The 13,916-nt window shown below is 61.1% G+C and carries 6 protein-coding genes and 2 riboswitches; of the genes, 1 reads left to right on the forward strand and 5 read right to left on the reverse strand.

From position 1 onward, the window contains the following. From L972_RS10595 to L972_RS10605, 3 genes are all read right to left on the reverse strand, one after another. A partial coding sequence (locus L972_RS10595; protein WP_047438212.1) for a glycoside hydrolase family 19 protein occupies positions 1-1,415 on the reverse strand: 1,415 nt, incomplete at its 3' end. Positions 1,416-1,494: 79 nt separating this feature from the next. Then, the gene (locus tag L972_RS10600) at positions 1,495-4,476 is read right to left on the reverse strand and encodes a M66 family metalloprotease (protein WP_231560914.1); all 2,982 of its coding nucleotides are present in this window, start codon (positions 4,474-4,476) and stop codon (positions 1,495-1,497) included. Positions 4,477-4,549: 73 nt separating this feature from the next. Beyond that, a complete protein-coding gene (locus L972_RS10605) occupies positions 4,550-7,162 on the reverse strand; it encodes a glycosyl hydrolase family 18 protein (RefSeq protein ID WP_047438107.1) in 2,613 nt (870 codons plus the stop codon). Between the two features lie 104 nt (positions 7,163-7,266). Continuing rightward, positions 7,267-7,354: riboswitch (cyclic di-GMP riboswitch) on the reverse strand. Positions 7,355-7,680: 326 nt separating this feature from the next. On the opposite strand from L972_RS10605, the gene L972_RS10610 reads away from it, so the two are divergent. Next, a complete protein-coding gene (locus tag L972_RS10610) occupies positions 7,681-8,916 on the forward strand; it encodes a sensor domain-containing diguanylate cyclase (protein ID WP_047438109.1) in 1,236 nt (411 codons plus the stop codon). A 130-nt stretch (positions 8,917-9,046) separates the two neighbouring features. On the opposite strand, the gene L972_RS10615 is transcribed toward L972_RS10610, so the two are convergent. Continuing rightward, positions 9,047-11,641 carry a glycosyl hydrolase family 18 protein gene (locus tag L972_RS10615; protein WP_047438111.1) on the reverse strand — a complete coding sequence of 865 codons (2,595 nt, stop codon included), beginning with the start codon at positions 11,639-11,641 and terminating at the stop codon, positions 9,047-9,049. A gap of 103 nt (positions 11,642-11,744) precedes the next feature. Next, positions 11,745-11,832, reverse strand: a riboswitch (cyclic di-GMP riboswitch). A 234-nt stretch (positions 11,833-12,066) separates the two neighbouring features. After that, on the reverse strand, positions 12,067-13,916 hold a 1,850-nt coding region (locus L972_RS20840), incomplete at its 5' end, for a hybrid sensor histidine kinase/response regulator (protein ID WP_047438234.1).

A 13,916-nucleotide genomic window follows, 5' to 3' on the forward strand; every position in this document is an offset into this window, starting at 1 on the left:
ACCTCCGGATAGAAGTGCTGAACGCAGCGGCTGTAATCCCCTGCCTTGAAGGCGCTGAAGCGGGTCTGGTAGCCCACCAGCTTGCACGCATAGCTCTTGCCGCCGTTGGGGTTCTCTGCCACATAGCTCCAGTCCTGCTCCCAATAGATGGGCAAGGCACCGGCGCCATTGTCGTCAAACACCTTCATGTTCTTGCAACCCAGCACCTCGTCGGATGGCACCGCCACTCCGAGGTAGTTGGCAAACTCGCGGTAGTAGTTGATGCGGTTCTGGGACTGGGCGTGCTCGACCGGGCCGCCGCACTCCACCCCACCGTTGATGATCTGGGTGGTGACCCCGAAGCCCGGCACCAGACCGTTCTGCTTGTCAGGGTCATTCGGCTGCCAGGTGCCATCGATGACATGGAGCATGGAGGGCTTGGGCGGCTGCGGATAGGTATAGAAGAACACCGCACTGGCGAGGTTCAGCCAGGTGTCGGCCACCAGATCGGGGCGGTCGAGCAGGGTGCGCACCGTGCCGAACATCGCCTCGGAGAAGGGGCCGTAGTTGTAGTTGTAGGAGAGTTGCTTGGCGCCGCGGCCAAAGTAGCTCTTGAACTCGCCATTGTCGAACGTACCGCACGGCCACTGCTGACCCTGCCACACATCGGGGCGGCACTCGGCGTTGTAACCGCCGCGCATGGTCTCATTCCATCCCATCTCGCGCACGTAGACCAGCGCCTGACGCCACTCGGCTTCCGGGCGCCAGTTTTCATGGCCGCCGGTCTCCTGGGCGAAGTGGGCGAACATGGTCGCCAGGGTCTTGCGGCAGATGGCGTCAGCATCGCGGCCGTCGCTGTAGTCGCCGCACAGGGCCGGGAACTTGGCCGCCGCCTGCAGCAGGCCGCGATAGGTGTACTCGGGGGCGCGCAGCGGGAAGAGGTAGTTGAACTGACCCTCGCTCAGCAGGCTTTCGACCCGCTTGACGTTGCCCGGGTTGTCGACACGGCCCGGCTGCACCGCCTCGACCACCAGATTGTCCCGGGTAGCGATGGAAGCCTTGACCGCTTCCATCGCCGGGAAGTCGGTCAGCGCCTTCTCTTTGGCATCCAGCTCGGCCTGGCTCATATAGACGGGGGTGGTGCTGCCATCCGGCGGGGTAGGCGTTGGCGGATTGGGCTTGTCATCGCCGCCGGTGTCCGGCGGGGTCACTTCCCCTTCGCCGACAAGCTTCCACGGGGTATCCCACTCATGGGCGGCCGCCATGCCCGGAGTCTGACCCGGGTTGACCCACCACTTGGCCTCGAAAACCTGGCCGTTGTAATTAACCTGGCTGCCGCCCGGGTAGGATTTGTTGATGTCGTATGCCTCGGCCGCCCACAGGTGGCCGCTCAGCATCAAGCCGGCAAGCAGAAGGGATATGCGATTTTTTTTCATTATTGTTGCTCTCTATGGTTTTGTGGCAAAAGGCGGAGCCTGCCTGAACAGGCTCCGCCATCTTCATCATGGACTCAACCTAGGGGCAGCTTGCCGCCCCGACATCCAGCCAGACATCGTGTTTGCCCGGCTCGTTGCCTTGAGTCCACCACTTGGCCTTCCACTGACGGCCGTTGTGGTTGGTCAGCTCACCGCCGTTGTAGGCAACGGTCGCGCTCCAGCCCAGATCAACCTGACTCGCCAGCGCCCACTGATCGGCGACGCGGCCCGGTTCATTGCCCTGAGTCCAATACTTGGCACGCCATACCAGCTGGTTGTGGCTCACCTTGTCGCCGCCGTTATAGACCTTGCTGGCCTGCCATGCGGGAACATTCGCCGCTTCCGGATCTGTGGTGTTGCAAGAGCCGTCGACCACGGGCTCCAGCGTCAGCACGACGCGCCCTTCGCTTTGATGTACCCCGTCCGAGACGCTCACACTCAGCTCATGCTGCTCGCTGGTGGTGACTGCCGGCGGCAGCAGACGCAGGTTGGCGCTGGTCTCGCCTTCTGCCTGCCAGCCCGCCGGGAAGTGCCAGCGGTAGCTCAGCGCATCGCCCTCGGGATCGCTCGCCTCGGCAGTGATGGTCAGCCACTCACCGCCGATGCCGCCGAGTTGTGCCGGTACGGTTACCACCGGAGGCTGGTTCTCAACCACGCCCTGCTCCAGCGGCCACCCGTTGACGGTAAAGGAGAGGGTCTGCTGCGGTGGCAACAAGCTCTGCTGTACCAGTGTCTGGCCACGGCACTGGATAGTGGCGCGACCGGGCTCGCTGGCGGTGGGCAGGTTGATGTGGAACTTGTTCATGACGCTGCTCGCCGCCCGGTGATTGGCCAGCCTGAAGCGCTGCAGACCATCGCGGGTCTCCACCTGCAACTGGCAGTCATTGCCGGACAGGGTGTTGCTGTCATCCGGATAGGTGAAGCCGTAAGCGCCGTGCAGAGCCGGATAGATGTAGCTGCGCAGGGCTCCTTGCGGGTCGTAATAGCCCACCAGGGTGGTCACCGGCACGCCGAACTGCTCCGGCTTGCGCGCAACCTTGGTATCGATGGGGGAGACCTCCACCCAGCTCTGGCCATCCGAGGTGAAGCTCTTCTTGAAGCCCCGGTTCACCACAATTTCCTTGCCGTTGATAAAGAGACGACTGTTGTAACCGGCCCCGTGATCGATGGTCAGACTGCGCCCACGGTTGTCCGCAGAGGCAACCGGCACCCGGATATCACGAGTCCAGCGTCCATCCCACATGGCAACCCTGACCAAGCCGTAATCCGCCAGCAGGGCACTCAGTCCGGCCTCGCTCAGAGCATCCATGGGTGCATCGACCTTCTCGATCCCCTCGATTGTGTGCTGATAGGGCTCCATCCTGGCCGTCGCACTGTTCCACTTGCTAAAGCCGGTGGCCGAGTTGGCATCGAATACCGCTTTGCTCTCCAGAAAACGCTGGATGATTGCGGCGGAATTGGGGGTATAGAGGGTGAAACGGTTGGCGCCGGAGAGAGGGCTGCCGCCCGCCATCGCATCGTAGCCAAACTTGCGGCCATCGAACGGCGGCTGGCACTGGCCATCCAGACAGGCATCCTCATTGGTTCGGGTCGGCGAGAAGTTGGGGATGAAACGGTGTTTGTCACTGTCCCAGCCCCAGCTGGAGTTGAGCTGATCGGCACTGCGGTGAACCGAGCCACGGAAGCCATCCACATAGTGGCCAAGGCCGAAGTTATGGCCCACCTCGTGGCTGAACTCGTTGCCCAGCGAATCATCCAGCGTGACGATGCCACCGCCACCGGAACCACCGTGCACCTGAACTCCATTGGCATACTTGCCGCGACTGTTGTGCGCCGTCAGCTGGGCCGCCACAAAGGGATGGCTTCCCTCCCCTTCACCGGCACTGCTGTTGATGCCGTAGTTGGCATTGTCGATCCCGTGGGAGATAAGCTCCTTGCCGATGCGCTGGCGCATGGTGCCGCCATGCCACCCCCCTTCGCTTGGGTCAAAGTCGGTCAGCAAGGTGCCGTTGGGCAGCATCACCTCAGGCAGGGAGAGCGGTGCATACTGACTGACGATCAACCGGCTGGCCGGGATGGTCTGGAAGTATTCGCGATGAGCCTCCTTGTCATTGGCAAAGGCAAAGCGATCCCGCGGCGTGGTGAGCATGCCGATGTCGATGGTGTGCAGCAGCAGCTCGCCGGGGGCGCCGACTTTGATGTCACGCAGTTCACCACTGAGATTGCCCTGACGAACGGAGAGGTTCAGTCCGGGCAGGATCCACTCGGCAGGCAGCTCGCCGCTCCAGGTATCCGCTGCATAGGTGATGCGGTTGTTCTCCAGCTCCCCCTCGCGGAACCACTGCCCATTGGCAAACTTGAACTGCAGGGTCTGGCCACGGGAGACGGTCACCTGTCGCTCGCCATAGAAGGCCGTCGAGTTATAACCGGCGCTGGAGCGGATCCGCACCATCTTGCCCTCCAGCTCCGGGCTCACGGGCAGGTAGATATCCCGAACCCAGCGGCCGTCGGCGGTCTGGATCTCCACCAGCGCGTGACCAGTCAGCCGATCCTTGAGGAAGGCGCCGCTCTTGTCGCTCAGTTTGGCCAAATCAGCACTGCTGCTGATGACGGCAGTGGTGCCGCTCTCCGGGACGAAGCTCACTCCGCCTTCGGGAACCCCCGCGAGGTGGTAAACCGTCTCGGGCAGCGCCGATGGCGGCGACAAGGTCAGGGTGCCAAGCAGCTTGCCTCTGCCGTCACGAGCCTCCACCGTCATCGGGGTCACCCCGTCGGCCTGGAGCGGTTTCACCAGCAGCAGGCTCTTGCGCAGGCTGGTCAGGATGGGTTGGCGATCCCCCTCTTTGGGATGGGACGGCAGGATCTGGCTCTGGGCAAACTGCACGCTGGCAGCCAGACTGCCCGCCAGATCGCTTTGCGGTGTCGTCTCATTGAATATCAGGGGTGAGGTGGTGGCAGACAGGGGGCCAGCCGCCAGGGTTGCCATGATGAGGGCTGCGATGCGGGTCACATTTGTGGTCATTGTCGGGTTCTCGTTCATATTGCTACCGGGAATGAGGGGCATGTCGCCATGCCCCGTCATCGGTGAGGAGGCCTCAGTTACAGCTTGCTGCCCCGATATCCAGCCAGACATCGTGCTTGCCCGGCTCATTGCCTTGAGTCCACCACTTGGCCTTCCACTGACGGCCGTTGTGGTTGGTGAGATCCCCGCCGTTGTAGGCAACGGCTGCGTTCCAGCCCAGATCAACCTGACTCACCAGCGCCCACTGATCGGCGGCGCGACTCGGCTCATTGCCCTGAGTCCAGTACTTGGCACGCCATACCAGCTGGTTATGGCTCACCTTGTCACCGCCGTTGTAGACCTTGCTGGCCTGCCATGCGGGAACGTTGGCTGCTTCCGGATCTGTGGTGTTGCAAGAGCCACCCTCACCACCTTCGTTGATTGGCGTGACGGTGAGACGGGTGGCCGCGTTGGCATCGAGTGCGCCATCGGAGACGGTCACAGAGAGGTCATAACCGGTTTCGACATCGACCGCCGGGCCGGTGACCACCAGGGTGGCGCTGTTCTGGCCGGTCGCCGTGATACCGGCAGGCACTTGCCATTGATAGATCAGTTCGTCGTCGTTGGGGTCGGATGCCTTGGCAGTGATGCTCACCTGCTTGCCCTCTTCCACCTTGACGCTGGCGGGCAGAGTGACCACCGGAGGCAGGTTGGGCTGCGGCGCCTTGTTGGTCACCACCACCTGATCCCTGGCGGTCAGTTGATGGTCATCGGTCACCGTCAGCTCGAACACCAGCGCGGTATCTGCGCTCACGGCATTCACATCGACCCGCACCTTGGCCTGCGTGGTATCACCCAGCACGGCTTGCGGACCGGAAACCTGCTTCCAGCTGTAGGTCAGAGAGCCTTTTTCCGGATCATGGGAGGCTGAGCCATCCAGCGTCAGGGTAGCCGGGCCGGTCACCGCCACATCGCTGCCCGCGTTGGCGACCGGCGGCTTGTTGGCTGGCGGAGTGACCCCTTCGCCGTGGCCGAGACCTTCATGCATGGCGTTGAGGATGTCACCGTTGTCGGCATCGATCTCCCAGGAGAAGAGCCCGCCCAGCTTGTTGGCCAGCACGTATTGGCCTTTCGCCTTGACCGAGCGCTCGTCGTCATAGGTGATCAGCTCGCCGGTGGAGGGCTTGAACAGGGTGGCCGCTTCGGCAGTCTCGTCGTAGTTGTACTCCCAGCCTGCGCCCATATGGCTGTTGACGATGTGGCGATAATCCAGCACGCCATCTTCCCAGGTGCCCTTGATCTTGCCGGTGGCGGTGCCGGTGAAGGGATCGTTGCCCTGATATCCGCTCACCCCTTTCCAGCCGCGACCGTAGGCGGCGGCACCGATCACCAGCTTTTCCGAGTCGACCCCTTGCGCCAGCAGTTGCTGTACCGCTGCATCAGTGTTGTAGCGCTTGTTGGCCGAGCCGTTGGTGGCCTGATAGAGGTTGGCCTGATGACCCAGGGAGGTATTGCTCCAGGCACCGTTGTAGTCGTAGCTCATCACGAAGAGGTGATCCATATACTGCTGGGCAGCCTTGTAATCCACATCCTCAATCTTGTCGTAACCGGCACCGATGGCGGAAGTGAGCTGATAGGTGCGACCGGTCTCGGCCTCCAGCTCGTCGAGCATGGCGCGCAGATCCTTCATGATCAGCACATAGGTTTCCCCATCTTTGGTCTTGTCCCCCAGATTGGGGTTGGCACCGTCGCCGCCCGGGAACTCATAGTCGATATCGACACCGTCGAAGAACTTCCAGGTCTGCAGGAACTCTTTGACCGAGGCGACGAACACGTCACGCTTGGCCTTGTCATGCATGAAGAAGAAGGGGTCGGAGAGGGTCCAGCCACCGACTGAGGGGAGGATCTTCAGGTCCGGATAGGCCTGTTTGAGGGCCATCAGATTGCCGAAGTTGCCCTTGTAGGGCTCATCCCAGGCGACCAGTGACCCCTGCCCTTTTTGCAGCGCGGCCCAGGGATCGTGAATGGCGACCTGAAAATCCTTGCGCCCGGCACAGGCACGTTGCAGCGCCTGGAAGCTGCCGGCAATCTCTTTGAGGCTGTCGTTGAGGCCATCACCGCCACAGATCGGGGTGAAGCCATAGAGGATATGGGTCAGGTTCTGGGCCGGCAACTTGTCCACGGTGAAGTTGCGATCATAGACCCCCCACTCCACATAGTAGGTGCCGACCACCTTGCCGGACTTGTTGACATAGGGTTTGTTATTCTCCTGCAGGGCAGGCTTGAGCGGCGCAAGGTGGCTGCCATCGGTATCGGCGACCACGATCTCCTTGGCATCAGACAGGGTGCAGCCATCGCCGTTGCACAGCGCGACCTGCATCTGATAGCGGCCCCCCTTGTGCACCTTGAAGGTGGCGGTACCCGCGGCGGAAGAGGGACCGGACCACACCTCCTTGCCATCCAGCAGCACCTTGGCACTCTGGCCGATATCGCCGTTCCAGAGATTCCAGGTGACGGTCACATCGGCGCCATCCTTCACCTTGACCAGCTCGTTATAAGCGGTCGCAGACTGGTTGACTTCGACGATGGCAAACTTGGTGGGGCCCCAACCGATGGCGGGTTTGCCGGGAGCTGCCGCATAAGCGGCGGAGGAGGCGAGCAGGGTGCCGACCATCATGGCCAGCAGTGCAGGTTTTGGACTTAGCATATTGCTTTCCTTTTCGTTTCGTTATGGGAAAAACGAAAGGGCAACGCAACACGACAGGTGACACAAAAACGGCCACCCCTTGGCAAAGGCAGCCTGCATACTACTGTGGTGGCCCCGCTATCCTAAGTCGTCTTGACCCTTAGACCGGAAGCTTTGCGTCCCGACTTTTCAATCGGTTTGCCCTTGTCACAACGTTATTTCTGGCGATAAATAATCGCAAAATAATCGCCGATTGACTGTAGGGAAATTCTGATAAGTAAGCAAATCGGACCATTGCAAGCCCACCGGTTTCCAACCCCGACAATTACCCACTTTCAAGAAATTAATGTTTAAAAAACAGCCGGATATGCAGACATAATCTCATCACCTCCAACCAGATACCTCACACCATTTTTTTGATCTGCATCACACCAAATTGAGAAAAATCAATGAGTAAGAACAATATGCGACAAAAGACCCATCTGTATCGCAACTAATGAATTTATAATCGCCGCTTTGCATGGCCAGCAGGTGTCTTCATGCCCAGCGAACTGCCCTCACGCACCCGGTTATCCAGATACGACAAATTTGTTCGTTTGACGATTTATGCCTTGCCACTTGCCGGAATGATCTGGCTTATCAACAACCTCAATGGCTGGCAAAGAGCGCCGCTTGCCAGCACCTTGCTAGTCCAGAGCTACCTTATCTGCACCTTCTGGCTCTATCGCCACTACCGCTACCATCTGCACCGCCAGTGGCAGCATCTGAGTGAGGCGCTCAAGATCAACGAAACCACCGCCGAACTGGCCCGCAACTCGGCGCAATACCAGACCGAAGAGGCCTTTCTGGAGGATCTGCTCAGACGAGCCGTGATGTTGATCCCGGGGGCCGAGATGGGCTGCCTGATCAAGCTGCTGCCGGGCACGGGCATGTTGAGGTATGAAGCGGCCATCGGCATGGATTTGGTGAAACTGCAGCGGATCAATCTGCCGCTGGAGCACACCTTTCAGTACAAGCTGACTCAGGGACGCTGCAACAAAACACTGCTGATCAACGACCTGTCGAAGATAAATGCCACCATGCCCCTGTCCGAACAGGACAGAGAGCTGCTGGTCAACTGCACCGACCTGCCCATCCAGGCCACGCTGGCGACCCCGATCCATATCGATGGTCAGCTCTACGGCATGATCAATATGGACAGCAGCAAACGTAATGCCTTTACCCGCTACGACAGCCACCTGATGGCGATCTTGGCGCGGGATATTCGCCACGCCATCACCATCTATCAGCAGTCCCGCCGCATCTATCAGCTGGCCAATACCGACCAGCTGACCGGGCTCGCCAATCGCCAGCAATTCGAACTCGCTCTGCAGGGGCAGCCGGAAGGCACCCTGCTGCTGATCGACATGGATAATCTCAAGCAGCTCAATGACAGCAGTGGCCATTTGGCGGGTGATCAGGCCCTGCGCCTTATCGCAGATGGCATACGCCAGCACTTCGGTCAGGGAGTGATTGCCGCCCGCTTCGGCGGGGATGAGTTTGTGCTGCTCACCACTCTGACACCGACCGAGCTGCAACAGGCGATGACCAGGCTGACGACCATGCTGGCCAGCGCCTCCCCCACTATCTCGTGCAGCATGGGGATGGCCCCCTATCGCGGCGACTTTGCCGCTGCGTTTGCCAGAGCCGATACCGACATGTACCAACACAAGCGGCACCACAAAGAGCAACGTGCGGCACAGATGCCAGCTATCGGGGAGAGCATTAATCACTAGCCCGGAAGGGCTGCTTTGTAGGCACAAAAGAGAAGCGGGGTGGGGAAACCGATTGGCAGACCCACCAGAATGTGGCGAAGCGGGGAGAAAAAACGGGGCATGACTGGCATGCCCCGCCACCATTCAATGCTTATTTACAGCTGGCGGCCCCCACATCCTGCCAGACGTCGTGTTTGCCGGGCTCATTGCCCTTGGTCCAGTACTGCGCCTTCCACTGACGGCCGTTATGAGTGGTGATCTCGCCACCGTTGTAGGCCACATTGGCATCCCAACCCAGTTGCACCTTGCTCACCAGCAGCCACTGATCCGCGGTGCGGCTAGGCTCGTTGCCCTGGGTCCAGTACTTGGCCTGCCACACCAGCTGGTTATGGCTCACCTTGTCGCCGCTGTAATAGGTGCTGGCCGCTTTCCAGACTGGCCAGTTGGCCGCATCCGGATCGGTCGCCGTGCAACCACCGCCGCTGCTGGCCGGAGTGACCGTCAGACGGGTTGCCGCACTGGCATCCAGCCCGCCGTCGGAGACGGTGACGCTCAGGTCATAGCCCGTGTCGCTGGTGACGTTCGGGCCGGTGACCACCAGAGTGGCGCTGTTCTGACCCGTTGCGGTGATGCCTGCCGGCACGCTCCACTGATAAGTCAACGGATCACCGTTCGGATCGGAGGCGGTCGCCTTGATGGTCACCTGCTTGCCCGCCTCCACAGAGGCCATAGCAGGTACACTCACCACCGGCGCCAGATTGGCCTGCGGCGCCTTGTTGGTGACAACAACCTGATCCTTGGCACTCAACTGCTGGTCATCGGTCACTGTCAGCTCGAACACCAGATTGATGTCGGCAGTCACGGCATCCAGCACCACGCGAGCTTTGGCCTGAGTGGCATCAAGCAAGCCAGCCTGCGGCCCGGAGATCTGCTTCCAGCTATAACTGAGAGCGCTATTTTCCGGATCGTGGGAGGCCGAACCATCCAGCGTCACCTCGGTCGGGCCGGTCACCTTGAGGTCATTGCCGGCATTGGCCAATGGCGGCTTGTTGGCCGGTGGCGTGACGCCACTGCCGTGACCCAACCCCTCGTGCATGGCGTTGAGGATGTCGCCGTTGTCGGCATCGATCTCCCAGGAGAAGAGGCCACCGAGCTTGTTGGCCAGCACATACTGCCCCTTGGCCTTGACCGAGCGCTCGTTGTCATAGGTGATGAGATCGCCGGTCGCCGCCTTGAACAGATAGGGCGCCTCGGCCACTTCGTCGTAGCCCTTCTCCCAGCCCGCCCCCATCCGGTTGTTGACGATGTCGCGGTAATCCACCACCCCGTCCTCCCAGGTGCCTTTCACCTTGCCGGTCGCCTTGCCGGTGAAGGGGTTGTTGCCCTGATAACCGCTCACACCTGTCCAGCCACGGCCATACATGGCGGCACCGACCACCAGCTTGCCCGGTTCAACCCCCTGCGCCAGCAGCTGATTGACCGCCTTGTCGGTGGTGTACTTGGTATCGGGGTCCCAGCTCGCCGCATAGAGGTTGGTCTGGTGACCCAGCTCGGTGTTGCTCCAGGCACCGTTGTAGTCGTAGGTCATCATGAAGATGTGGTCCATGTAGGGCTGGGCCGCCTTGTAGTCCACATCCTGGATCTTATCGCCCCCCGCTCCAATGGCGGAAGTGAGCTCATACTGGCGACCGGTCTCGGCCCCCAGCTCGTCGAGCATGGCCCGCAGCTCCTTCATCAGGGCCACATAGGTGGCACCATCGCTCGGGCTGCCCAGTTTCGGGTTGGCGCCCTGTCCGCCCGGGTACTCCCAGTCGATATCCACACCATCGAAGAACTTCCAGGTCTGCAGGAACTCTTTCACCGAGCCGACAAACACATCGCGCTTGGTTTTGTCACCGAGGAAATAGAAGGGATCGGAGAGGGTCCAGCCGCCGACCGAGGGGAGGATCTTGAGGTTCGGATAGGCCTGCTTGAGCGCCATCAGGGCGCCAAAGTTGCCCTTGTAGGGCTCGTCATGAGCAGTGAGGTTGCCTTGCGGCATCTGGATGGCGGCCCAGGGATCGTGCATCGCCACCTTGAAGTCGGCGCGACCGGCACACGCCCGCTGCAGCGCCTGGAAGCTCCCTTCGATCTCCTTGAGGCTGTCGTTGAGGCCATCCCCGCCGCAGATGGGGGTGAAACCATAGAGGATATGGGTCAGGTTCTGGGCCGGGATCTTGTCCACCGTAAACTTGCGGCCATAGACCCCCCACTCCACGTAGTAAGTACCGACCACCTTGCCGGACTTGTTGGCGTAGGGCTTGTTGTTCTCCTGCAGTGGCGCCTTGAGTGGTGCCAGATGGCTTCCGTCGGTATCGGCGACCACGATCTCCTTGGCATCAGAGAGGGTACAGCCATCGGCGTTGCACAGCGCCACCTGCATCTGGTAGCGCCCCCCTTTCTTCACCTTGAATTTGGCGCTGCCCGCTGCGGCCGAGGGGCCGGACCACACCTCCTGACCATTGAGCAGTACCTTGGCACTCTGGCCCAGATCGCCGCTCCAGAGGTTCCAGTTCACCTCCACATCAGCGGCATCCTTTACCTTGACCAGATTGTTGTAGGCAGTGGCCGCCTGATCGACTTCAACGATGGAAAACTTGGTGGGACCCCATCCTATGGTCGGCTTGCCGGGCGACGCAGCATAAGCGGACGAGGCGCAGCACAGACCGACCGCAAGGGCCAGCATGGTAGGCTTTGGACTTAGCATTTTTTATATTTCCCAATTTCGTTATGTTGGCAACGAAAAGGGCTACGCCCTGACAGGTAACGCAGACGGCAGTGCGGCCTCTTGGCAAAGGTGCACAACAACCTGTGGTGGCCCCGCTATCTCAAGTACGGCTCATCCCTGGACCGGAAGCTTTGCGTCCCGATCTCGCGATCGATTTGCCCTTCGGTTACTTCATTTGCGATGCAAAAAATCGCATCCCGACTATAGAGTGAGCCAATCCGGTCTGCCACTGTCGGCGTTCACCGACAGTGGCAGACCAATGTTGTAACTAGCGACCATTACGCAGGAACATGAAGAGATCTTCGCCAATAAATCTCTGTTTTCGGCATTGATCCATGACCACGGGCCACAGGATCATTGTACGGTTTTGTGAGCCGGTTCACGGCTAGCCGCCCCGGATGCGGCTAGCGCAGCAGCAGACTGTTCATCAGGGCCCGCAGTTTGAGTGGTTTGACCGGTTTGCTGATGTAGCCATACCCCCGCTCGCGGATCTGCGCCTGCAACTCGCTCTTGCGATCGGCACTGATGATGATGCCTCCCAGCTCGTCGCCACACACCCGCTGCAAGGCAGCGAGCGCCTCCAACCCGGTCTTGCCATCGTCGAGGTGGTAGTCTGAGAGCACCAATCTCGGCACAAACCCGTCTGCCACCAGCGCCTCGGCTTCGGCCAGATCGACGGCGCAGCGCACCTCGCAGCCCCAACGGCCGAGCAGGGTGCTCATGGCGGTCAGAATGTCCCGCTCGTTGTCGATACAGAGCACGGCTACTCCTTCCAGCTGGCTGTCGCGCGCCACCGGCGCCGCCAGCTGATGGGCCGTGACCGGCCGGGTCGCCAGATTGAGGGTCACCGCAAAGACCGATCCCTTGCCCGGCCAGCTCTGCAATGTGAGCTGATGACCGAGCACCTGCGAGATGCCGCGGGCGATGGCAAGCCCCAGACCCAACCCCTGCTCCTTGGCGGTACGGGAGTGATCGAGGCGGGAGAACTCGTCGAAGATCGCCTCCTGCTTGTCCTGCGGGATGCCGGGGCCGTTGTCCCATACCTCGATACGGATCTTCTCCCCCATCCGGCGGCAACCGAGCAGCACCCGGCCCCCCGGGTTGTAGCGAAACGCATTGGTGAGAAAGTTCTGCAACACCCGACGCAGCAGCCGCACATCACTGTGAACCGCGAGCTTGCTCTCCACCACAGAGAAGTGGATCCCTCCCGCCTGCGCCAGCACGCCAAACTCCGCCTTGAGGTTGTCGAGCAGATCGCGCAGGGCAAAGTCGAGCTTCTTGGCCTTGAACTTGCCCGCTTCGAGCCGCGAGATATCGAGCAGATCGGTAATGAGATCCTCGGTCGCCCCCAGCGCATCGTCGATATGGCGGGCGATGCGGGCCTGCTCACCAGCATCGGGCAGCATCTCCAGCAGGGAGGAGGTAAACAGCTTGGCGGCATTGAGGGGCTGGGTCAGATCATGGCTGACCGCCGCCAGAAAACGGCTCTTGGATTGATTGGCCCGCTCCACCTGCTGGTTCACCAGCAGCAGCTGGCGGTTGAGTTCGGAGAGCTCACGGGTACGCTCGGCCACCCGTGCCTCCAGATGTTCGTTCGCTTCGCGCAGCACCCGCTCCGCATCGCGAAACGGAGTGATGTCGGTAAAGGTCATGACAAAACCGCCGGCGGGCATGGGGTTGCCCTGCATCTCGATCACCCGCCCGTCCGGGCGCTCCCGCGCCGAGATATGGGCGCTGCCCCGCTTCATAAAGGCGACCCGCCGCGCCACGTGATCCTCGATATCGCCGGGGCCACAGAGCCCCTGCTGGGCGTTGTAGCGAATGATCTCCTCGATGGGGCGCCCTGCCTGAATAAGCCCCGGCGAATAGTGGAACAGCTCGATGTAGCGGCGGTTCCAGGCCACCAGCCTAAGCTCCCTGTCCACCACCGAGATCCCCTGCCCGATATGCTCGATCGCCCCCTGCAGCAGGCCGCGGTTGAAGCGAAACACGTCGGAGGCCTCATCGACTATGGTGGCGATCTCCTCGAGCTGCATGTTGCGCCCCTGCAGGGCAGAGGCAAGCACCAGCCGCGCCGACGAAGTGCCAAATACCCCCGCCAGCAGCCGCTCGGTGTGGGCAATCAGCTCGGCCGAAGCCTGCATCTGCGGAGCAAGGGTGCCGCCCCGCTCACCGGCGAAGCGACCAAAAGCGCGCTTGACCCGGCTTGAGCCGACAAAGCGGGCCGCCAGCATCTCCAGCTCCTTGACCGAGA

It is taken from the genome of Aeromonas sp. ZOR0001 (assembly GCF_000801015.1).
In the GTDB taxonomy this organism is placed as follows: domain Bacteria; phylum Pseudomonadota; class Gammaproteobacteria; order Enterobacterales; family Aeromonadaceae; genus Aeromonas; species Aeromonas veronii.